The sequence below is a fragment of the Deinococcus marmoris genome (assembly GCF_001949125.1).
GTDB lineage: Bacteria > Deinococcota > Deinococci > Deinococcales > Deinococcaceae > Deinococcus > Deinococcus marmoris_A.
Map to the genome: position 1 here is coordinate 77,167 of NZ_MSTI01000018.1, position 19,810 is coordinate 96,976.

Consider the following 19,810-nt stretch of genomic DNA (forward strand, 5'->3'; position numbering starts at 1 on the left):
TTCATCGGGCGCGGACCATTCAGCGGGCGCGTAACGTCGCCTGGTTTCCGGCGGTATCGATCACCGTGATGTCCGCCCAGATGCCGGTGGTCTCGGCAAAGAATTCCACGCGGGGGCCGGGGGTGATGTTCAGGCGGTTGCCGTCCACCAGCACCTGCGCCACCCCGCTGTTGTCTCCGGCCACCCCCGACACCCGGATGGCGTTGCCGCTCTTTTCAAAGCGCGTGATCTGAATGGTGGGTTTGACCGCGTCCACGCTGATCGGCAGCACCAGCACGCCCACATTTCCGGCGGCGTCGAACGCCTTGATGGTGTACTTGCCCTGCGTTCCCTCGATCAGGGTCTTGAACTGAAAGTGCGCCAGTTTGCGGCTGCCCGGCAGAATGGGAATGGCCTTGCCGTCCACCGTGATCTGGGTCACGCCCATATCGTCGAGCGCGTAGCCGTCCACCAGAAACGACTTCTCGCGCGCGACTCCCACGGCGCTGCTGATGCTGATGCGCGGCTTGAAGGTATCGGTGGTGCGGGCGCAGCCACTCAGGAGCAGCAGCCCCAGCACGGGCAGGAACGCCACGGCAGGCGGGGAAGACGGACGGCGCATGGCCCGGAGTATAGCGGGTGGGTGAGGCAGAAAATGCGCTGGAGATGATGCAGGACTGGCGAACAGGCCGGACAGCAGGCGCGGGAGAGACCCAGTCCGTTCCCCTGGAACCTGGAAAGTGGAACCCTGGCAAACAGCCTCGCCACTCTCCCCTGTCGGCCCATCCCAGCCGCCCAGCCCCTACAATGCCTCCCGTGAGTTCGCCTGCCCGCCTGCCGTCTGCCCCACCGTCCGCCTCCATTCCCGAGGGCACACGCGACGTGCTGCCCCCCGAATGGGAACAGCGCGAGGCCCTGCGCGTCCGCCTTTCGGGGTTGTTCGGAAGCTGGGGCTACCGGGGCGTGGAAGTTCCGGCGCTGGAATACGCCGACGCCCGCCACCCGCAGGACGCCCGCGCCTTCAAACTGATCGATTCGGGCGGGCAGGTGCTGGCGCTGCGTAGCGAGTTCACCACCGCGATTGGCCGGATGGTGCGCTCGCGCTTTGTGGCTGGGCCGTTTCCACTGCGGCTGCATTACAGCGGGCGGCTGTGGCTGCGCGCCCTGACCAGCGAACTGGGCCGCCTGCGTGAATTCGGGCAGACGGGGGTGGAACTGATCGGGATCGAGGGCGCGCGGGCCGACGCCGAGTTGCTGCATCTGGCGGCGGCAGCGCTGAAAACGGTGGGCGTGAGCGCCGAGCTGGAAGTCGGCTTTCCCGGCTTCGTGGACGCCGTGCTGGAAGACGCGGCCCTGCACGGCCCCGCCCGCGAGGCGCTGCACGGCGCGGTGGACCGCAAGAGCGGCGCGGACATCGATCTGCTGTCATCCCAGCACGGCCTGTCGGGCGAGGTCACACGCACCCTGCACGCCCTGACCGATCTGTACGGCGGCCCGGAAGTGCTGGACGCCGCCTCGAAGATGGCGCAGGGTACGCGGGCGCGGGCAGCGGTGGCACACCTGCAAGAGGTCTCGGCGCTGTATGACGGCACGCTGCTGTATGACCTGGGGGCCAGCCGCCGCTACGACTACTACACCGGCCTGACCTTCCGGGCCTACGCGGCAGGGCTGAATCAGCCGGTGCTGGGCGGGGGCCGTTACACGCTGGACGGTGGGTTACCGGGCGCGGGGTTCGCGGTGGGCCTGGAACGCCTGCTGCGTGCCGCCGCGCCGCAGTTGCCCCCGCAGCCGGAAGTGGTCCTGGCGCTGGACGCGGCTGGGGCCGAGGCCGCACGTGACGCTGGCCTGTGCGCCGAACTGGCCTGGACCGACGATCTGGACGGGTTGCGGCGCTATTCGGCAGAACGGGGCATTCGCCGCTGGGCACGAGATTCTGAGCTGTTTGATGCGGAGGTGCAGTCATGACCCCCGCCCCCCAGCGCGCCCCCGATCACCTGACACTGGCGCTGCCCAAGGGCCGCATTCTGGAGGAAGCCATCGCGCTGCTGTCCAGGGCAGGTCTTCCCCTGACGCTGCCAGAGAAGTCCCGCGCCCTGCGCCATGAATTTCCTGGCGTGACCGTGCTGGAACTGCGAAATCAGGACGTGCCGGTGTACGTCGATCTGGGCGTGGCCGACGCCGGGATTGTGGGCAAGGACGTGCTGACCGAGTCCGGGCGCGAGGTCTACGAACCCGTCGATCTGCGCTTCGCCGCCTGCCGCCTGTCGCTGATCCGCGAGGTGGGGGCAACTGCGCCCCTGGTGCGCGTGGGCACCAAGTACCCGCGCATCGCCCGCGCCTACCTGAACGCGCGCGGCATTCCCGCCGAGGTGGTCAAGCTGGGCGGCAACATCGAACTGGCCGCCCTGACCGGACTGGCCGAGGCCGTGATCGATCTGGTGCAGACCGGCAGCACGTTGCAGGCCAACAACCTGGAGGAACAGGATGTGCTGTTCGAGTCCAGCGCCCGCCTGATCGTCAACCGCGCGGCGCTGAAGCTGCGGCGGGCGCGGCTGCGGCCATTGATCGAGCGGCTGCGCGAACTGGTGGGAGATCAGCCCCTCTCCTGAGCCTCTTGGCAAAATTCAGCGCATCTGTACACTGTCTTTACACGCCCGGCATGAACAGAGGCTCTCGCCCCCACCCTGACCCGGAGGCGCGTACCGGGCCACAGGGAGGAGGCATATGAACGATCTGCGGCGGACAGTGTTGTGGACGGTGACGGCGGCAGGACTCCTGATGGGCAGCGGCCAGGCCCAGTTTTTCACGCCCTCGTTTCAGAATTATCAGACCTTCGCGCAGCGTTCGGTGGGGTATGTGGCCGCCACCGTCAAACCTGACTTCGCGGCCCTGGCAGTTCAGCAGGCGCTGAAGCCCCCGGCCACGCCCGTCAAGTACAAGTATGACCTTGCCCGGAGCGATTTCGCCTTCAAGGGCCAGCCCACCCAGCAAAAGAACTGCGCCGCAATGGTGCAAAAGCCCGCCGATCAGCAGGTGATGGCCAAGCTGTGCCTCGATCTGTTCAACGCGGCCCAGACCATTCCCGACCTCCGCAAGAACAATCTGGCCGCTGGCCTGACGCTCCTGCTCAGCATCAGCCTTCAGGCGCAGACCGGGAGCGAACTCAGCGACGCCGAAACCAACGCCCTCCAGCGCGGACTCAATGACATTCTGGTGGACTCCGGCGTCATGAAGGGCAAACAGGCCGACCTTCAGGCCATGTACGAGACCTCGGTGATGACCGGCGCGCTGATCGCCGGAATCGCCCAGACCGGCGCAGAGGACGGCCAGCCGGAACTGACCGATCTGGCCAAGGTTCTGGCCGCCGTGGTTCTGAAAGGCATGAAACTGAATTAGCCCAGTAAGGAGGCTGAAACCTAACCGAGCGCCCGGCGCATCCGCTCCAGCGCTTCGGTCAGGATTTCGCGGCTGGTGGCAAAATTTAATCGGATGAAGCCCTGCGTCTGCGGCTTAAATTCCTCGGGGGCAAAGGTGGGACCGTCGTGCAAGGCGACCCTCGCTTCCTCCAGCAGAAATTTCTGGATGTCATCGGCGTGCGGGCAGTCGCGCAGGTCCAGCCACGCCAGATAAGTACTCTCTACCGGGTGAAACTTGACGGCAGGCAGATGCTGGCGCAGGTAGTCGGTCAGGAAGTCGCGGTTGGCGCGCAGGTAGGCCACCGTATCGGCCAGCCAGGGGCCGCCATCACGCAGGGCCGCCTGCCACATGGTCACGCTCAGGGCACCCTCATGGCCCATCAGGCCCCCGGCGGCGGCACGAACCCGCTTGACCAGTTCGGCGTCGTGGCCGATCATCACGCCAATGCCCAGGCCAGCGGTGTTGAACGCCTTACACGGCCCAGTCACGGTGATGGTGCGGCCCTGAACACGTTGATCGGCGGCGAAGGACTCGAACGCGCCGTCCGTGAAACGCAGATCGGCGTGCAATTCGTCGCTCAGCACGTACAGGTCATGCCTGACGGCCAGATCGCGCAACTTCTCCAGTTCGTCATGTGTCCAGACGCGCCCGGTGGGATTGTGCGGGTGGCACAGCAGCATCAGCTTCGAGTCCTTCGCGGCAGCCTCCATGCCCTCCCAGTCGATCTGATACCCGTCGGGACTGTCCAGCAGCGCCACTGCCGCAACCTCGCGCCCCTGCGTGGTGATGCTCAGGTGGAAGGGGTGATAGACGGGGGTCATGGTCAGCACCTTCTCGCCGGGCTGCGTCAGCGCCGCCACCGTCGCGTAGATGCCCGGCACCACCCCTGGCAGCATGGCAATACCGCCCTCGGGTAAGTCCTTCAGACCATGCGTGTCCAGCTTGGCGCACAGCAGACTGAGCAGCGCCTGGTCACCCATCATCTGGTGGTAGCCCAGGCCACGCTCCAGGCGCTCACGCAGGGCCGACAGGATCGCGGGGGCCACCGGGAAATCCATGTCGGCGATCCACATGGGAATCACGTCCTCGCCGTACAGTGTCCATTTCAGCGAATCCGGGTGACGCAGCTCCAAGGCGCTGAGGGTGGGGTACGCGGGCGGATTTTGCGTCTGGGTCATGGGGGCAGGATACGCCGTGGCGGGGTTGGAGAAAGGATCTGACGCCAGTGGTTGCTGGCACGCTCCTACGGCTTAACCCCTCTGCTGCGCAGCTCTGCGAGTCCGCCCCTCCGGGGCACCTCCCCTCAAGGGGAGGCAAGGCGATTCCTGCATGGCACGATCAACTGTCACTCTTGGCTCCCCTTGAGGGGAGCTGGCAGCGAAGCTGACTGAGGGGTTTCCCTGCCCCTACTGCCGCTCCCCTTTTCGCAGCGTCGTGCTGACCTCGCCGCTGCGCCCGCCGGATGCGCCGCCGTGTTCGGAGCTGCCCGTCATCAACAGACCCAGACCCGTCTCGGTGGCCTTGCTCGCCTCGACCTCGCCCACCACCTTGCCCTCGTACATCACCAGGATGCGGTCCGCCAGATTCATGACCTCGCCCAGATCGGCGCTGATCAGCAGCACGGCCAGACCCTGATCGCGGGCCTCCACGATGCGGGCGTGGATGAATTCGATTGCGCCGATGTCCACCCCACGCGTGGGCTGGCTGGCCACCAGAATCTTGGGGCCTTTGCGCATCTCGCGGGCCACGATCAGCTTCTGGGCATTGCCGCCGCTGTACTGCCCGGCGCGCAGGCTGGCGCTGCGGGGGCGCACATCGTACTTCTCACTGAGGTCACGGGCGTTCTTCTGGATCACGTCCAGATTGAGAAAACCGAAACGCCCGGCGAAGGGCGGACGGTCCTGTTCACCCAGGATGTAATTTTCGGCGGTGGTCATGTCCAGCACCAGCCCGCGCTCATTGCGGTCCTCGGGAACATGCGACAGGCCCGACGCCTCCACCTCGCGCACACCCTTGGCCGTCTTGCCCAGATAGGTGATAGTGCCGCTGTACGGCGTCAGGCCGGTGATGGCCTCCACCAGTTCACTCTGGCCGTTGCCCTCCACGCCCGCAATGCCCACGATTTCCCCGGCACGCACCTGGAAACTCACGCCGTCCACGGCGTTGCGGTGTTCGCCCTTGACCACCACGTTCTGAATATCCAGGGCAACCTCGCCGGGCGTGGCGGCTTCCTTTTCCACCTTCAGCGTGACCTCGCGGCCCACCATCATCTGCGCCAGCGTCTCGGTGGTGGCCCCCTCGGCGGGAATGGTGCCGATCATGCGCCCGTCGCGGATCACGCTGATGCGGTCACTGATCTGCAAGACCTCATGCAGCTTGTGAGAGATGAAAACCACTGCGTTACCGCTGGCAGCGTACTGGCCCACCAGAAACTCGAACAGTTCGTCGGTCTCACTGGGGGTCAGCACCGCCGTCGGCTCGTCCAGAATCAGGATGCGTGCGCCCCGGTACAGCGTTTTAAGGATTTCCACCTTCTGCTGCAACCCCACGGGCAACTCACCCACGATGGCGTCGGGGTCCAGCGCGAAGTTGAACTGCTTGATCAGCTCGGCCACCTTCCGGCGCGAGGTGGCGTAGTCGATGGCCCCGCCTTTGGTCGGTTCCGCGCCTAGGATGACGTTCTCGGTCACGGTCAGCGTTTCCACCAGCATGAAGTGCTGAAAGACCATGCCGATGCCGCGTTTGATGGCGTCGGCGGGATCGTTGAAGTTGACCACTTCGCCGTCCACCACGATCTGCCCGGAGGTGGGCGGCTGGATGCCGTAGACGATTTTCATCAGCGTACTCTTGCCCGCGCCGTTCTCGCCGCATAGTGCGTGGACGCTGCCCCACTTGACCTGCATGGAAATGTCGTCGTTGGCCAGCACCAGCGGAAAGCGTTTGGTGATGCCGCGCAGTTCCAGCGCATTCTCGGACTGGTGCCGGACCTGTTGCAGCACGTCGGGGGCCGGCGCGTTCGGGTTGGGGGCGGTCATGGGCAAAGTGTAGAGCAGAGGGCGGGTTGAAAGATGGATGCAGGCGCGGCGCCTCTGCCGCCTGCCCAGCCGTCATGCCGCAGCCGCTTGGGGAGCCAGCCCCTTTCACCAAATGTCAGCCATGCCCCAAAATGCCGTCATGGAATCTTTCTGGCTGGCGGTCACCAATCTGGGGCGCGACGAGGTCTTTATCGTCGTGCTGGCGCTGTACACCTGGCTGTGGAATCCGGGGGGCGGGCGAAATCTGGGCGTGGTCTTCGCGGGCAGCTATCTGGTCAACAGCGCCTTAAAGTACGGGCTTGATTTGCCGCGTCCCTTCGCCAGCGATCCCAGCCTCGTCTCGGAGGCCGCGCGGGCCACGGCGGGCGGGCCGAGTCTTCCCAGCGGCCACGCACAGATGTCGGCCACGCTCTGGGCGGGCATTGCCGCGCAGGTACGTCGGCCCGGCCTGTGGATTGCAGCAGTCGTCCTGATCGCCCTGATCGCGGGTTCGCGGCTGGCGCTGGGCGTGCATACCCCGCTAGATGTGATCGTGGGTCTGCTGCTGGGCGGCGTCGCGGCGGCGCTGGCCGGACGCGTGGCCTTCCCCGATGCCGGGACGTGGCGCTGGGCAGTGCCCGTGGTGGCGCTGCTGATCGCCACGTTTCTGCCCGCCGGAACGCCGCGTGAGTTCGGCACTGGTCTGGGCCTGTTCGCCGGATTCTGGTACGCACGCCCCAACTTCGCACCGCCGCGTGATCTGGCCGGGCGGCTGATCGTGGGCGTGGTGGGGCTGCTGATCGTGTTCGTGGTGTTCTTCGGGCTGGGGGCGCTCCCAAGCGCAGTCAAAGACATCGGGCTGGTGCGGGCGCTGCGTTACGCCGTGCTGGTGGTGGTGGCCGTGGAGGTGGTCCCCGCTGTGCTGCGCCGCTGGCTGCCACATGTGACGCCCCCCACCGTGGTCCAGCCTCGCCCCGAAACTGTGCCGCCCCGCTGACAGACGCCTGCCTGAACGTGAAGTCGGTGTCATTGCAGTTTCAGCGTAACGGGGACTACACTTGAGTGCAGATCAAAAGATGTTCCGACTCAAGGAGGCTGTATGCAGCGCACCATCCGATTGTCGTTGTGGCTCGCCGTTCCGCTCGCCCTCTTCATCCCCGCCATCTCGGCGCTGGCGCAGTCGGGTGGAGGGGCTGCGCCGCCTGCCGGAAATCCCCTGGCCCTGAACTTCAAGACCCCCGATCCAGCCCACGGCAAGGAAATCTCGCAGAGCTGCCAGGGGTGCCACGGGGTAGGGCTGGCAAGTACCAACACGGACATTCCTGGGCTGGCCGGACAGCATTCCAGCTACACCCGGCTGCAACTCGCGGCCTTCCGGGCCAAGTTACGCCCCGGCGAGGTGATGTGGCAGCAGGCCGCCAACCTCTCGGATCAGGACATCGCGGATATCGCCGCCTACGCGGGGGGCCTGCAACCCGGACCCGCCTGGAAAGCGGACGACGAGGCGGTGCGTGCCAAGGGTGAGGCGCTGTTCCACATGGGCGACAGCAAGCGCAACATCATCGCCTGCGCCATCTGCCACGGCGACAATGGCCGGGGCGATGACCGCCTGGGCGTGGCGAGCATCACCAACCTGTCGCCGAAGTACGGAGAGGAAATCCTGCACGAGTTCAAGAATGCGCCCGGCTACGGCATTCCCCACCCCGACGCCATGCGGATCATCCTGCGCCCCATGAACGACGATGACCTCAAGGCCGTCGCCACCTATATCAGCAGCATGCAGAAATAAACCCAGGATTGATCGTTACCGCACCCGCACGCTTCGGCTGGCGGGTTGCTTTTTGATCCAGGCCACGAAACGGCGCACGTCCTCATGCTCCAGCAGAGCATCCACGGCGCTGTATTCCTGCGCCAGTTCGGCGTTGTTGAAGGTACGGTGCAGAAATTTGTGGCACGGCCCGCACAACATCACCGTGGGCAATTCGGAGATTTTTGCTCCACGCCTGCGCCCCTGCGAACGCGGAATCAGGTGATGCTCGGTCAGGTGCGGGGCGGCCCGCCCGCACAGCGCGCAGGCGGGCGCAGTCTGCGGGGGCGGCGGCCAGTGGGATGGGGGCAGGCGGCGGGCCATCGGGACTGGAGGATAGCCAGCGGGGGCGGGCGCGAGTGTGGTCCAGAGCAAGAAAGACCGGGGAGTCACCTCGCCCGGCCTATTCCCGCCCCACTCCTACAACTTGGTCAGCTTCGGGTACTTCATGATCGCTTCGTCCTCGCTCAGAAATTCGCCCTCCACGTCAGGACTCCAGACCACTTCAGCCCGGATCAGGTCCGAGGCGTTGACGCTGCTGATGGTTTGCAGGGCGGCCCTGGCCTCGGCGGCGTTGGTGACCCCGGCGGGGGGCAGGTTCCCCAGTGCGTGGGCGGCCACGGCGATGGTCACGGCCAGATACATGTCGCCCGCGTCGCCCTTGTATTTGTAGCCGTCCTGCTGGGCAAAGCCCGTCTTGGGGTCCTTGTTCTGGTAGTTGCTGGTGGTCTGATCGGTGAAGGCCGAGCGGGCCTCGGTGGCCCAGGCCCCCACCTGACTGTCGGCAGAGTTGGGCGCACCCTGGGCGCGTTCCACGTTGCCGTAGACCCAGCGTTCGGGGTGGCGCAGGGCCACCAGCGCGGCTTCCTGAAGCATGCGGGCCAGCCCGGCGTTGGTGTCGGGGTCTCCATTCTGCGCCACCTTTTGCAGCGCCTTCTTGACCTCGTCGCCCTCGGCCAGCAGCAGTTGCACGCTGACAGCCTGGGCGGTGCCGCTCAGCGATCCCAGCGCGCCGCCCAGACCCCGCGCGCCGCCTGTCCCACCTGCGCTCAGGCTGTTTCGCATGTAGCCCACCACCATGAACACCAGCACGCCCACGATAATGATTCCGATCAGGCCGGAGCCGCCGCCCCCACCACCGTACCCGTAGCCACCGCCGCCGTTGATGATGATCGGGCCGGAGTAACCGCCGCCCCGGTAGCTGCCGCCGCCCGTGGAAAAGCCGCCCCCCGAACTGCCCCCGAAACTGCCGCCGCCCCCACCGCCACCCGAACTGCTGCCGCCGAAGCCGCCGCCAGACTGCGCCATAACGGCCCCCGAGAGGCCCAGAGCGCCCAGAGACAGCACCAGGGCAGCCAGCCAGATCAACAGGCCACGCGATTGAGAACGGCGGGCAGAGGGTCCAGGGACGTTCATACCCGCAGTCTACGGCCCAGACGCGTCAGGCGTTCCCACACCCCCGCCGCCCGGGGACGGGTAGACTCGGCTGTGACCTCCGAACCCCGACAGAACATCACGCTGACTCCCGAGGAGTGGCAAGCCTTTCAGGACCGCCTGTACGAGCGGGATGACCGCCTGGAACTCCGCACGCCCGAGACCGTGGTGCGGCGCGACGAGACCGTGGACCCCTATGTCCTGAGCGCCCACGCCGAGGCCCTGCAAAGCGGCGAGGTGGAAGGCGACGTGTGGGGCACGCTGGAAGACATTGACGAGAGCGCCACCGATGAGCAGGAAGCGTGGGAAAAGATCACGGCCTTCTACCTGGGCCGGGGCGGCGTGCTGGTGCGCGTCACGGGTCTGGACGAGCCGGAAGAGTGGATCTTCACCGAGGAACTGGCCCGTCGCCTGGGCCTGATGGACGGAGCGGCACAGGGGTAAGACGGATTCCGCTTCATTCCTTAACATTGCGGGAAAGTGCCGGAATGTTAGTCCATACGCGAGACCCGTATTTGCTCCTTCTCGCGTCCGCTCGGATTTCAGGATTTATGCAAACCTTCCAATCGGAATCCGTATAAACCTGTTCTGAAGTGTGGCTCATCCCGCACAGATGAGGGACGCGTAAGCTGCCTCTCATGTCTAACAACAAACCTCATTTCCCCATCAAACGTCTGCTGGCCGTGGGCGCGCTGATCGGTGCGGGCGCGTACTACTTCAGCCGCGAGCAAAACCGCAAGGCGCTGGACGCCAAACTCGCCGAACTGGGCCTGAAAGACGCCGCCCAGGATGTGGGCAACAGTGTGACCAAGGGCTGGGAGAAGACCAAGGACGCCGCCGCCCAGGCTGGAACCGTGATCGCCGACAAGGCAGGCGAGGTCAAGGACGCCGCTGCCGAGGGTGGAGCCGGGGCCGCCCTGGACAAGGCGAAGGAAGTCGCTGGAGACGTGAAATCGGCAGTGGGTCAGGCCGCCGGACAGGTGGGCGAAGCGGCGAGCGATGTGGGGAAGACGGCCCAGGCCAATGCTCAGGACGTAGGCAAGGAAGCTAAAAAGGAAGGCCAGGACGCCGCTGCACAGGCCCAAGACAAAGCCGAGCAGTTAAAAGCCAAAGCTTCGGACGCCGTAGACGGTGCCAAAGACAAGGCGCAAGATGTGGCCGCGCAGGCGCAGGAGAAGGCCAAGGATCTGGGTAATCAGGCACAGGACAAGGCCCAGGACGCCGCAGCCGATGCGAAAGATAAGGCCCAGGCCACTGCCGATCAGGCAAAGAGCAAGGTGTCGGATGCCGCAGAGCAGGCAAAGGCCACGGCACAGAATGCCGGTGCTGCCGTGCAGAACAAGGCTGCCGAGGCCCAGGGCGGCACACGCGACTTCATTGCCGAAGCCCGCGCACAGGCCGAGAAGCAGGCTGCCAAGGCCGCCGATGACGCCACCCACCACCAGGGCAGCGATCTGAGCAGCAGCGCCCGCAATGCCGCACAGGGCGTCAAGACCAATATGCAGAATACCGCCCAGGATGTTAAGGACGGCGCGCAGAAGACCGCCAACGACGTGAAGAACGCGGCCAACGACACCAAGCGCAACACCTGAGTCACAGCAAAAAGAAAGCCTCCCCATGTGGGAGGTTTTTTCATGTCTATAAAATTGACGTTCAACCCTGGCCCCGTTGGCTGGTCAGAAGTCCACATCCAAGACAGCAGAAGCGGCTATGGGCGTTGGGCCAAGCCATGACAAGGTGTCACGAATGCGACTTCTGTACAGCGAACTATCCAGACTCTCAGGGTATGAGCCGAAAGATCAGGAGCGTAGAAGCAGCATTCTCAACTCCAATATTTAACTGAGCGCCTGAAGCCGGGGCGGCGTGCGATCGCCTTACCCCGAGAACGCTCAGTCCCAGTCGGGCGCGACGCTGGCCGGATTGGCAAGGCGTTCGCCCTGGCCGTCCAGCGCGGCGATTCTCTGCATGTCCTCTTCCGAGAGCTTGAGGTCCAGCGCCTTCATGTTGCTTTCCAGGTGTTCGCGTTTGGTGGAAGACGGAATGACCGAGTAGCCCAGCCCCATCGCCCAGGCCAGCGCCACCTGCGCGGGCGTGGCGTCGTGCGCCCCGGCGATGTCCTTCATCACGTCGTCCTCCATGACCTTGCCCACCGACAGCGTCATGTACGAGGTCAGGTGGATGCCTTCCTGGCGGGCAAAGTCGGCCAGCTTGCGGTTTTGCAGGTAGGGGTGAATTTCCACCTGATTGGTGGCGATGGGCAGATCGCCCAGCACTTCGCGGGCCTGCTTCAACAGGGCGATGGTGAAGTTGGAGACGCCGATCTGGCGGGTCAGGCCCTGCGAGTGGGCGTCGGCCAACGCACCCAAGTACTCCTCGGCACTGACCGGGCCACGCGGGGCAGGCCAGTGGATCAGGGTCAGGTCGACGGCGTCCACCCCCAGCTTGTCCAGGCTCTCGCGCAGGCTGGGCACCAGCTTATCGGCACTGTAGTTGTCGGGCTTGATCTTGGTGGTGATAAACAGCTCGTCACGCTTCACGCCGCTGTCGGCGATGGTCTTCCCGATCTCGCCCTCGTTGTCGTAGCCCTGCGCGGTGTCGATCACGCGGTAGCCCAGTTCCAGCGCGTTCCGCACGGAATCCCGGACCACCTGATCTTTCAGGCGAAAGGTTCCCAGTCCGAAGGGCGGCACAGTCCAGTTTGATGCAGTCATCCCGGTATGATGCCGTCCCAGAAGGTAAGGGACAAGAACCGTTTTTCTTTATCTGGGTCTTTCTATTGGGCCTGGGCTGAGGCTGGGGTCCACAGATCGAACCCCATCCCCGCCCTGATACCCGCTGAGGTGGCCCAGGTCTGAGCAGGTTGGGCGCGGCGGGCTTCGGGCTGAACCGTCTGCACACGTACCGCACCGTTTCCACAGGCGATCAACAGTCCGCTGGCGTCCAGGCCCAGAATCTCACCGGGCTGGCCCTCACCCTCCTCCACGCTCAGGCCACCCAGCTTGAGGCGTGCGCCGCCCAGAAACGCGGTGGTCTGCGGCCAGGCCGCCACACCCCGGTAACGGTTGACCACGGCCTGTGCGAGGTCCATCCAGCGCACGAAGCCGTCCTCCTTGACCAGCATGGGCGCGTGGGTGGCCGCCGCATCGTCCTGCGGTGTGGGCACGAGGTCTCCCCTGCCCAGCCGCTCCAGCGCCGTCACGATCAGCCGCGACGCCTGCTCCGCCAGCGCGTCCGAGAGGTCCAGACTGGTCCACTGCGGGGCAATCGGCAGTTCCTCCTGAAGCAGAATCGGCCCCGTGTCCATGCCAGGATCGGTCTGCATGATGGTGGTCCCCGTGACGCCCTCGCCGCCGATCAGCGCCCACTGGATCGGCGCGGCCCCCCGGTAAGCGGGCAGCAGGCTGGTGTGGGTGTTCAGGAAACCGTATCTGGGAATGTCCAGAACAGAGGCGGGCAGAATCTTGCCGTAGGCGCAGGTGACGGCCACATCCGCACCGGAATCTCCTAGAACGGTCTCAAACCCGGCGTTGCGCCGGAGTTTAGTGGGCTGGGCCAGCGGCACCCCCAACTCAGCGGCCCGCGCGGCAATGGGTGGCGGCGTCAGCTTCAGGCCGCGTCCCACGGGCTTATCCGGCTGGGCCACCACCAGCACGACTTCAAACTGTGCGCGAATGGCCTCCAACACGGGCAGCGCGAAGGCCGGAGAGCCGAAGAAGGCCACCTTCATATCCTGCAAATCACGCACCGCCACGCTCGCGGCGCAGGCGGTCTGCCTGAGCCAGATCACCAATCAATGTCCTAGACTTCTGCTGCAACGCCAGCAGTTCCTTGCGGTAATCGTCGGTCACCTCGGGGGGCAGACGGTCCAGAAACAGCACGCCGTCCAGGTGATCCAGCTCGTGCTGAAAAACGCGGGCCAGATAATCCTCGGCCTCCAGAATCTGCTGATGCCCCTCCAGATCGGTGTATTTGACCGATACGGCGCGGGCACGAGGCACACCTTCCTCGTAGATGCCGGGGATGCTCAGGCAGCCCTCCTGATAGGACCTGTCCTTTTTCTTATTCAACACGCTGACCACCGGGTTGATCATCACGAAGTCGCGCAGCACCCGCGAGCGCAGCGGCGAGTCCTGGCCCTCGTTCTCCTCCTCGTCGTCCTCATACTCCACGGCCACGAACATGCGTACTGGCAAGCCCACCTGCGGCGCGGCGAGGCCCACCCCACGCGCCTCGAACATGGTTTCCAGCATGGTCTGGGCCACCTGCCGCACATTCTGCGGCCCCACCCCCGGCACATTGAACGTGTCGGTCAGGGTCAGGGGTTTGGCCTTGCGGCGCAGGATCGGATCGCCGTACAGGCGCAGCGGATACACGCGCGCCTCGGCAGGGGTCCAGGTGGGAGTCGTTTGCCCGGTCATAGTGCTGTCTGTTTTACCAGACGGACGGGAGGAAGACAGAGGTATGGGTCAACTTGTTCGGAGGCGGGCGGTCCATCACCCAGCCCAGCTCACGGCCCATCCCGTTTGCTGAAGACTGCCAGGGTGGCCGCGCCCAGTGCCCCGGTCAGGCCCAGCCCCAGCGGCAGATCGTGGCCGCGCAGGAAAGCGTCGGTGGTCAGGGCCAGCCCCGTGACACTGGCGATCAGGATCACGGCCAGCGCCGCCCATGTCACCCCGTGGCGCGACACCTGAAAGCCCCAGCCCGCGCCTGCCAGCAACAGACACAGCAGGCCCAGCCAGCCACGCAGATCGTCCATGCTGCTGAGCATAGCCGCTGGGTCTGTATGGCTGCTGGTATGGCTGATCGGCAGAAATAAGACAATTCAGGGGCCGACTCTGGTTTTAGGGGCGAGAAGAATGGTCTGGCGATAGAACCTCACATCATTCGTCGGCCCACATTTTATCAGACTCTCCTCACAACTTCAGAAACGCCATCTCTCTCAGAAGACTCGGCATGCGAATGGTCCAGACCACAGCAATTCATTCCGTTTCATGAAGTGGTGGAATAGGATGGGTCAATCATGGGGGGCTTTACAAAGCTTGTCTATTTCCTCCATACTCCCGAATTGGAGGCAACAACATGACCTATAAGAAACTCAGTGAGCAGGTTCACGAACTCAGCAATCCCCAGCGCAGCGATACTTTCGTCAAGATGTTCCGCGACGCGGTGCGTGACGGTAAATTCGAGGCCGCTTACATGCCCGAACGCTTCACCATGCCCAAACAGTTCACGCGCCGGGGCAGCGAAGGCACCTATCAGCGCGACACCAAGGAAATGCTCTTTGAGACCACGCCCAAGTTCGATAAGTGGTTCGATGAAGTCAACCGCGAACTGGCCGCCGCGCGCAAGGGCGGGACCATCAAGCCTTCCGTCGAGGCCATCGAAGCCGGACTGGTGGATTTCAAGCAGATGGCCGCCGAAACCCGCAAGAAGATGCAGGCCAGCTACGAGAAGGGTCAGGCTCTGGGACAGACCCGCTCCAAGAACAAGCGCAAGTAAGTTCTTACAAGTTCTTAAAAAACTCTGACAGCCCCGAAGATAAATTCCTGGGCCGTCAATCTAGAAGCGCTGCCCGGAACTGATCTTCCCGGCAGCGTTTTAAGTGTTCATCCAGCAGTCTGCACCAAAAAACGGTTATTTAGAATACAGGTCCGCGAAATACGGTGATCCGACGTTTGCCCCACGCCTGAGCTGCCCGTAGGGAATGACCACGCTCTCTGCACAGGCCGACACGACGTGAGGCAGCGTATCGGGCGTCAGGGTCAGCCCGCCGCTGCTCAGCGACACGGCGAAACTGTTATCCATGTCACGCAGCACGTCGTCGCACTCGGAGGCCGGATCAGACGCCGAGGCGGCCAGATACAGCGCTTTCAGGCGGGCAGACGTCAGGCTGGGCCACAGATTCAGCAGGGGCACCGGACGGCCCTTGACGCGGTCCAGGATCAGGCCCACCGTGGAATTGTCGGGGTGCGCGCCGCCGCAGTAATAGTCGGTGTTCTCGCGCAGGCTGATCAGCCGGGGCGTCAGCAGGGTCACGTCTGCATGCAGGTTGTAGCCGTCTCCCTGGCTGTCCTCGGGCAGGCTTGAGGCGCATTCAAGCGCGTTCACGGCGTTGAACAACAGGCGGTCCTGCAACGCGGCCCCAAGCGCAGCGCTGGCATCCGGCAGGCGGGGATACTCCAGGCCAGACAGCGGTTCCCGCACGCTCTGGCCATCGGCGGCCACGACCCAGGCACGGTTCAGCTTGACGAAGGCCAGCGGATCGCTGATGCGGAGCTTTTGCAGTCCGGGTGAGGGGGGCAGTTTCAGGGGCAGCTTGGCCACGTTGAGCGGCTCCAGACTGACCTTGAGCGCTTTCACCGCGCCCGGTGCTTTCCAGCTTCCACGCAGACCGCCGTCGGTGCGGGTCAGCGTGAAACAGCCGGTGACGACGGGGGCCGATCCCAGCGACCTGCGAACCTCTTCCTGAAAGATCAGGGTCTCGCCGGAGTGGAAGGCCGTCAGTTGCAGGTCCAGGGGACGGCCCACGTAGAAATAACGGCTGGAATCGGTGTCCTGGATGTCCAGCCCCAGCGTGATCGCCCTGGTGCCCAGCAAGCCCGAATACACCCCGGAACGCGTCCACTCCGGGGGATTCAGGACGCCGCCGCATTTTTGTGAGTCCTGCGTTCCCACCGCCTGCGCCCCCGCCGAAGCGGCCACCGCCAGAACCCACAGACACAGCCACCGTTGCATGCCGACAGCGTAAGCCTCTGGAGAGGTCAGGCGATAGAGACCGCGTCTCATTTTCCCTGGAGGGCAGCAGCAGTGGAGACAGTAGAAAAGGCCCCCTCTGGCAAAGTGGGAGCCTTTAAGTCTGTAAGGATAAGAATTTAAGAACGGTTGCGCGGGCTTATGCCGTTTTCAACGCGTAACCGATACCGCGCACGGTGCGGATGATGCCGTAGCCGTCCAGATCGCGCAGTTTGGCGCGCATGTTGGCCATATGCACGTCCACCACGTTGCTGTTGCTGGGCAGCTCACCGTTCCAGACCTCGCGCTCGATTTCCTGGCGGGAGTACACCCGGCCCGGCTGGCGGGACAGGAAGGTCAGCAGATCGAATTCCTTGGGCGACAGACGGACTTCATGACCGTTGTAGTGGCACAGGCGTTTTTGCGGGTGAATCTCCAGCGCCCCGATGGTAATGACCTCGCCGTGCTGCTGGTGGCGCAGTTGCACCTTGACGCGGGCCACCAGTTCCTCGGGGTGAAAGGGCTTGGTCATGTAGTCGTCCGCGCCCGCTTCCAGCAGGTTGACCTTGCGGTCCACGGCGTCCATCGCGGTCAGGATGATGATCGGCACGCTGCTGGTCTTGCGCAGGCGGCGGGCGATCTCTGCGCCATCGAAATCGGGCAGGCCCAGGTCCAAAATTACCAGATCGGGATTGCTCTCACGGGCCGAGGTCAGGCCGCTCACACCGTCCGAGGCGCTGAGAACCCGGTAGCCCGCCTGCTCCAGCTCATATTCCACGACGCGGGTGATGTCGGGATTGTCTTCGATCAGTAAAATGCGTTGCTCCATAGTCACCCTCTTGTACAGCCCTCTCTGGTTGGCCCCGAGAAAAGCACGTCCTCAGCGAGAGGGAAATCCCTTTCTGTCCTCAAGACTCCGCGCCGTGGGTTAGAGGTTTCCTCTGCTTAGCAACATGGTAGGGGGAAGGGCAGCGCTGGGCGCGCAAAAACGGTTTACGCGTTCTTAACGGCCCCTTGCACTTTCTTCAGGAACAGCAGCCACCTTCAGGAACAGGCCATCTTCAGAAACAGAAACAGTGCCTATGGAAAGAAGCAAAGCCCTCACACCGCCTCATCCGGGCCGGGCACCCTGACCGAGTCCACCTGCACGCCGTGGCGCAGCAGCAGCGTTTTCAGGCGCTGCATGGCCGCCACCGCCCGTGTCCGGTCCTGCCGCCGAAAGGCCACGGTCAGCCGGGCGCTGAGGCCGGGGCGCGGCTCCTGCGCCTGGATTTGCAGCGGCTTGCCAAAGGCGGCGTCACTCATCACGTCCCGCAGAATGCGCGCAAAGGTCAGTTCGTCCACGCCGTCCAGCGTGAAGGCGATGCCCTGCACGTCGCCAGGGTTTGGGGTGGGGTTGGATGGGATGTCCATTTCCAGTCAGGGTAACGCGGCTGCTTTACACTGCCCCCATGACCGGCGACCTCCCACAAGACGATTTTCCCCTGGATGAACTGGATACGGACGGACTGGACGAGGGCGCGTACACCGAGCGCCTGAACGGGGCCGACCTGTATTTCGAGGTCTCGGGCGATCTGGAATCCGGCGAGACCCCACTGGTCTTTCTGCACGGCGGCCCCGGCTACAACAGTTACTCGTTCCGGGAACTGTTCGGGGAATCGCTGGAGCGCCCGGTGATCTATCTGGACGGGCGCGGCAGTGGGCGGAGTGGCCCGCTGGAGGACACCGAACAGGGCCATGACACGCTGGATCTGGATACCCTGGTGGCCGACCTGGAAGCGGTGCGCGATTATCTGGAACTGGACAAAATCGTGCCGCTGGGCCACGGCTTTGGCGCACTCGTGGCGCTGGAATATGCCCGCCGCCACCCGGCCCAGACCGAGCGGGTGATCGTCGTCGGCCCCTGGATTCACTTTCCGGCGCTGGCTCTGACCCTGCTCACGGAGGCCAGCGCCCTACGCGGCGTGGAACTGGAAGACCCCGCCGGGGCGATCCGCGCCAGCACCCCTGAAGGCCAGCACCCACAGGTGGGCGACGCGCGGGTGGAGGCGGCCTTTACCCTGCTGAACGCCCGCGATCTGCTGAACGCCCTGGAATTCGTGGACGCTCCCAGCCGCATGAGACTGGAATTCGTGGACGTGGAAAGCCAACTGGTGGGCGGCGGCGAGGTGCAGGAGGCGCTGGTCAACCAGGGCATGTGGGAGTTTGAATACCTGCCCTTTCTGGCCGAGGTTCGCCGCCCGGTCTACGTGATCGCGGGCGTGCAGGACCGCACCAGTTACCCCGAACAGGTGCAGTATCTGGCTGATCTGGCCGACGCCGACGTGACCGTGCTGGACACCGGCCATTACCCCTGGCTGGACGACGAGGACGGGTTTGCCGAAGCGCTGGAAGACGCGCTGAGACGCTAGGCTTTCCGGCGTGTCCATCCTCGAACTCCGCAAACTCTGGGGCAATCAGCCGTTGATTGCGGCGGCTGTCGGCGTGCTGATTCAGGACGAAACGGGCCGCGTGCTGCTTCAGCGCCGGGGCGACGACGGTCTGTGGGGCGAACCCGGCGGCGCACTGGAACCCGGCGAGGACTTTCTGACCGGGGCACGCCGCGAACTGCTGGAGGAAACCGGGCTGGTCTGCCCCGATCTGGCCTTGATGCCGCTGCCCGACGGCCTCCAGAGCGGCCCTGAACTATTTCACCGCTACCCCAACGGCCACGAAATCTACATCGTGGGAATGCGGGCGCAGGGCACGCTTCCGGCCTCCGCGCTGCTGGATGCCCAGCCCGACGACAGCGGCGAGACGCTGGAGTTGCGCTGGTTCGCGCTGGATGACCTGCCCCCGCTGAGCAACAACGCCAACCGCCAGAGCCTGAGCGTGTTGCGGGCACGCGTGGGGTTGCCACCGCTGCCGTTGGAACCCACACCGCCCCCACCGCCTGTCGGAAACTACCTGATGGAACTGCGGAAGCTGGTGGGTGCCCGTCCCCTGTTTGCCCCTGGCGCGAACGTGCTGGTGACAGATGCTCAGAACAGGTTGCTGTTGCTGCGGCATGGCGGAACGGGAAAGTGGACGGTCCCAGGGGGCAGCCTGGAACCCAGCGAGAGCTTTGAGGACTGCGCGCGGAGGGAGCTGTTAGAGGAAACCGGACTCACTGCCGAAACACTGGAACCGCTGGACATGTTCTGCGGACCGGAATACCGCTTCATGTATCTGCACGGAGATGTGGTGGACAATGTTTCGGTGCTGTACCGGGCAGAGGGCGTGACAGGCCGACTGACCCTACAGGACGGCGAGGTACTGGAAGTCGGCTGGTTTGAGGTAGATGAGCTACCAGAAGATGAGGAACTGAGCGGAACGTTGATTCAGGACAACTTGAAGGTATGGAAGAGGGGCCAGGACATCTAGCCCCGGCCCCCTATCCACCCTCTCG

22 protein-coding genes are annotated in these 19,810 nt (G+C 64.6%); 10 read left to right on the forward strand and 12 right to left on the reverse strand.

Annotation, left to right across the window (positions count from 1 at the left end):
* Window positions 1-19 precede the first annotated feature (19 nt).
* Window positions 20-601, reverse strand: coding sequence for a hypothetical protein (locus tag BOO71_RS02450; RefSeq protein WP_075830392.1), 582 nt, complete (start codon window positions 599-601; stop codon window positions 20-22).
* Between the two features lie 185 nt (window positions 602-786).
* On the opposite strand from BOO71_RS02450, the gene BOO71_RS02455 reads away from it, so the two are divergent.
* From BOO71_RS02455 to BOO71_RS02465, 3 genes are all read left to right on the forward strand, one after another.
* Window positions 787-1,944 (forward strand): ATP phosphoribosyltransferase regulatory subunit, encoded by a 1,158-nt coding sequence (locus tag BOO71_RS02455; RefSeq protein ID WP_075830393.1) that lies wholly within the window; start codon window positions 787-789, stop codon window positions 1,942-1,944.
* Window positions 1,941-2,588: an ATP phosphoribosyltransferase gene (gene hisG, locus BOO71_RS02460; protein ID WP_075830394.1), complete on the forward strand. Its 648-nt coding sequence runs from the start codon at window positions 1,941-1,943 to the stop codon at window positions 2,586-2,588. Before BOO71_RS02455 ends, hisG begins: the two co-directional genes overlap by 4 nt.
* A 115-nt stretch (window positions 2,589-2,703) precedes the next feature.
* Entirely contained in the window at window positions 2,704-3,375 is a 672-nt protein-coding gene (locus BOO71_RS02465) for a DUF6683 family protein (RefSeq protein WP_075830395.1), read from the forward strand.
* A 20-nt stretch (window positions 3,376-3,395) separates the two neighbouring features.
* On the opposite strand, the gene BOO71_RS02470 is transcribed toward BOO71_RS02465, so the two are convergent.
* Both BOO71_RS02470 and BOO71_RS02475 read right to left on the reverse strand, forming a co-directional pair.
* Window positions 3,396-4,574: a MalY/PatB family protein gene (locus tag BOO71_RS02470; protein WP_075830396.1), complete on the reverse strand. Its 1,179-nt coding sequence runs from the start codon at window positions 4,572-4,574 to the stop codon at window positions 3,396-3,398.
* 228 nt (window positions 4,575-4,802) lie between these two features.
* The gene (locus BOO71_RS02475) at window positions 4,803-6,431 is read right to left on the reverse strand and encodes an ABC transporter ATP-binding protein (protein ID WP_075830397.1); all 1,629 of its coding nucleotides are present in this window, start codon (window positions 6,429-6,431) and stop codon (window positions 4,803-4,805) included.
* Between the two features lie 139 nt (window positions 6,432-6,570).
* Here BOO71_RS02475 and BOO71_RS02480 point away from each other — a divergent pair, with 139 nt between their 5' ends.
* Together BOO71_RS02480 and BOO71_RS02485 are read left to right on the forward strand one after the other, a co-directional pair.
* Window positions 6,571-7,407: a phosphatase PAP2 family protein gene (locus BOO71_RS02480; RefSeq protein WP_075830432.1), complete on the forward strand. Its 837-nt coding sequence runs from the start codon at window positions 6,571-6,573 to the stop codon at window positions 7,405-7,407.
* 102 nt (window positions 7,408-7,509) lie between these two features.
* Window positions 7,510-8,199: a c-type cytochrome gene (locus BOO71_RS02485; protein WP_075830398.1), complete on the forward strand. Its 690-nt coding sequence runs from the start codon at window positions 7,510-7,512 to the stop codon at window positions 8,197-8,199.
* 15 nt (window positions 8,200-8,214) lie between these two features.
* Here the strand turns inward: BOO71_RS02485 and BOO71_RS02490 are convergent, their stop codons facing one another.
* Both BOO71_RS02490 and BOO71_RS02495 read right to left on the reverse strand, forming a co-directional pair.
* A complete protein-coding gene (locus BOO71_RS02490; protein ID WP_075830399.1) occupies window positions 8,215-8,541 on the reverse strand; it encodes an HNH endonuclease in 327 nt (108 codons plus the stop codon).
* A gap of 96 nt (window positions 8,542-8,637) precedes the next feature.
* A complete protein-coding gene (locus tag BOO71_RS02495; RefSeq protein ID WP_075830400.1) occupies window positions 8,638-9,633 on the reverse strand; it encodes a DUF1517 domain-containing protein in 996 nt (331 codons plus the stop codon).
* 72 nt (window positions 9,634-9,705) lie between these two features.
* On the opposite strand from BOO71_RS02495, the gene BOO71_RS02500 reads away from it, so the two are divergent.
* Together BOO71_RS02500 and BOO71_RS02505 are read left to right on the forward strand one after the other, a co-directional pair.
* Window positions 9,706-10,095 carry a hypothetical protein gene (locus BOO71_RS02500; RefSeq protein ID WP_075830401.1) on the forward strand — a complete coding sequence of 130 codons (390 nt, stop codon included), beginning with the start codon at window positions 9,706-9,708 and terminating at the stop codon, window positions 10,093-10,095.
* Window positions 10,096-10,289: 194 nt separating this feature from the next.
* The gene (locus BOO71_RS02505; protein ID WP_075830402.1) at window positions 10,290-11,243 is read left to right on the forward strand and encodes a hypothetical protein; all 954 of its coding nucleotides are present in this window, start codon (window positions 10,290-10,292) and stop codon (window positions 11,241-11,243) included.
* Window positions 11,244-11,540: 297 nt separating this feature from the next.
* Here the strand turns inward: BOO71_RS02505 and dkgB are convergent, their stop codons facing one another.
* The 4 genes from dkgB to BOO71_RS02525 all read right to left on the reverse strand — a co-directional run bounded on the left by dkgB (window position 11,541) and on the right by BOO71_RS02525 (window position 14,407).
* Window positions 11,541-12,362 (reverse strand): 2,5-didehydrogluconate reductase DkgB, encoded by an 822-nt coding sequence (gene dkgB, locus BOO71_RS02510; RefSeq protein WP_075830403.1) that lies wholly within the window; start codon window positions 12,360-12,362, stop codon window positions 11,541-11,543.
* Window positions 12,363-12,424: 62 nt separating this feature from the next.
* Window positions 12,425-13,378 carry a methionyl-tRNA formyltransferase gene (gene fmt / locus BOO71_RS02515; RefSeq protein WP_075830433.1) on the reverse strand — a complete coding sequence of 318 codons (954 nt, stop codon included), beginning with the start codon at window positions 13,376-13,378 and terminating at the stop codon, window positions 12,425-12,427.
* Window positions 13,379-13,388: 10 nt separating this feature from the next.
* Entirely contained in the window at window positions 13,389-14,069 is a 681-nt protein-coding gene (gene def, locus BOO71_RS02520; protein WP_075830404.1) for a peptide deformylase, read from the reverse strand.
* An 89-nt stretch (window positions 14,070-14,158) separates the two neighbouring features.
* On the reverse strand, window positions 14,159-14,407 hold the full coding sequence (locus BOO71_RS02525; protein ID WP_139322694.1) for a hypothetical protein: 249 nt from the start codon (window positions 14,405-14,407) through the stop codon (window positions 14,159-14,161).
* Window positions 14,408-14,730: 323 nt separating this feature from the next.
* Here BOO71_RS02525 and BOO71_RS02530 point away from each other — a divergent pair, with 323 nt between their 5' ends.
* Window positions 14,731-15,150, forward strand: a complete 420-nt coding sequence (locus tag BOO71_RS02530; protein ID WP_075830406.1) for a hypothetical protein — start codon at window positions 14,731-14,733, stop codon at window positions 15,148-15,150.
* A gap of 135 nt (window positions 15,151-15,285) precedes the next feature.
* On the opposite strand, the gene BOO71_RS02535 is transcribed toward BOO71_RS02530, so the two are convergent.
* The 3 genes from BOO71_RS02535 to BOO71_RS02545 form a co-directional block, all read right to left on the reverse strand.
* Window positions 15,286-16,386, reverse strand: coding sequence for a hypothetical protein (locus tag BOO71_RS02535; protein ID WP_254842994.1), 1,101 nt, complete (start codon window positions 16,384-16,386; stop codon window positions 15,286-15,288).
* Between the two features lie 157 nt (window positions 16,387-16,543).
* A complete protein-coding gene (locus tag BOO71_RS02540) occupies window positions 16,544-17,212 on the reverse strand; it encodes a response regulator transcription factor (protein ID WP_075830407.1) in 669 nt (222 codons plus the stop codon).
* 272 nt (window positions 17,213-17,484) lie between these two features.
* Window positions 17,485-17,796, reverse strand: coding sequence for a hypothetical protein (locus BOO71_RS02545; RefSeq protein ID WP_075830408.1), 312 nt, complete (start codon window positions 17,794-17,796; stop codon window positions 17,485-17,487).
* Window positions 17,797-17,834: 38 nt separating this feature from the next.
* Between BOO71_RS02545 and BOO71_RS02550 the strand changes: the two genes are divergently transcribed.
* On the forward strand, window positions 17,835-18,794 hold the full coding sequence (locus BOO71_RS02550; RefSeq protein ID WP_075830409.1) for an alpha/beta fold hydrolase: 960 nt from the start codon (window positions 17,835-17,837) through the stop codon (window positions 18,792-18,794).
* A 10-nt stretch (window positions 18,795-18,804) separates the two neighbouring features.
* Window positions 18,805-19,785, forward strand: coding sequence for an NUDIX domain-containing protein (locus BOO71_RS02555; RefSeq protein ID WP_075830410.1), 981 nt, complete (start codon window positions 18,805-18,807; stop codon window positions 19,783-19,785).
* Window positions 19,786-19,810 lie beyond the last annotated feature (25 nt).

Excerpts from the sequence above, each read along its gene's own strand:
- BOO71_RS02450 (WP_075830392.1), bottom strand. The coding sequence starts at position 601 with ATGCGCCGTCCGTCTTCCCCGCCTGCCGTGGCGTTCCTGCCCGTGCTG.
- BOO71_RS02455 (WP_075830393.1), top strand. The coding sequence starts at position 787 with ATGCCTCCCGTGAGTTCGCCTGCCCGCCTGCCGTCTGCCCCACCGTCC.
- hisG (WP_075830394.1), top strand. The coding sequence starts at position 1,941 with ATGACCCCCGCCCCCCAGCGCGCCCCCGATCACCTGACACTGGCGCTG.
- BOO71_RS02465 (WP_075830395.1), top strand. The coding sequence starts at position 2,704 with ATGAACGATCTGCGGCGGACAGTGTTGTGGACGGTGACGGCGGCAGGA.
- BOO71_RS02470 (WP_075830396.1), bottom strand. The coding sequence starts at position 4,574 with ATGACCCAGACGCAAAATCCGCCCGCGTACCCCACCCTCAGCGCCTTG.
- BOO71_RS02475 (WP_075830397.1), bottom strand. The coding sequence starts at position 6,431 with ATGACCGCCCCCAACCCGAACGCGCCGGCCCCCGACGTGCTGCAACAG.
- BOO71_RS02480 (WP_075830432.1), top strand. The coding sequence starts at position 6,571 with ATGGAATCTTTCTGGCTGGCGGTCACCAATCTGGGGCGCGACGAGGTC.
- BOO71_RS02485 (WP_075830398.1), top strand. The coding sequence starts at position 7,510 with ATGCAGCGCACCATCCGATTGTCGTTGTGGCTCGCCGTTCCGCTCGCC.
- BOO71_RS02490 (WP_075830399.1), bottom strand. The coding sequence starts at position 8,541 with ATGGCCCGCCGCCTGCCCCCATCCCACTGGCCGCCGCCCCCGCAGACT.
- BOO71_RS02495 (WP_075830400.1), bottom strand. The coding sequence starts at position 9,633 with ATGAACGTCCCTGGACCCTCTGCCCGCCGTTCTCAATCGCGTGGCCTG.
- BOO71_RS02505 (WP_075830402.1), top strand. The coding sequence starts at position 10,290 with ATGTCTAACAACAAACCTCATTTCCCCATCAAACGTCTGCTGGCCGTG.
- dkgB (WP_075830403.1), bottom strand. The coding sequence starts at position 12,362 with ATGACTGCATCAAACTGGACTGTGCCGCCCTTCGGACTGGGAACCTTT.
- fmt (WP_075830433.1), bottom strand. The coding sequence starts at position 13,378 with ATGAAGGTGGCCTTCTTCGGCTCTCCGGCCTTCGCGCTGCCCGTGTTG.
- def (WP_075830404.1), bottom strand. The coding sequence starts at position 14,069 with ATGACCGGGCAAACGACTCCCACCTGGACCCCTGCCGAGGCGCGCGTG.
- BOO71_RS02525 (WP_139322694.1), bottom strand. The coding sequence starts at position 14,407 with ATGGACGATCTGCGTGGCTGGCTGGGCCTGCTGTGTCTGTTGCTGGCA.
- BOO71_RS02530 (WP_075830406.1), top strand. The coding sequence starts at position 14,731 with ATGACCTATAAGAAACTCAGTGAGCAGGTTCACGAACTCAGCAATCCC.
- BOO71_RS02535 (WP_254842994.1), bottom strand. The coding sequence starts at position 16,386 with ATGCAACGGTGGCTGTGTCTGTGGGTTCTGGCGGTGGCCGCTTCGGCG.
- BOO71_RS02540 (WP_075830407.1), bottom strand. The coding sequence starts at position 17,212 with ATGGAGCAACGCATTTTACTGATCGAAGACAATCCCGACATCACCCGC.
- BOO71_RS02545 (WP_075830408.1), bottom strand. The coding sequence starts at position 17,796 with ATGGACATCCCATCCAACCCCACCCCAAACCCTGGCGACGTGCAGGGC.
- BOO71_RS02550 (WP_075830409.1), top strand. The coding sequence starts at position 17,835 with ATGACCGGCGACCTCCCACAAGACGATTTTCCCCTGGATGAACTGGAT.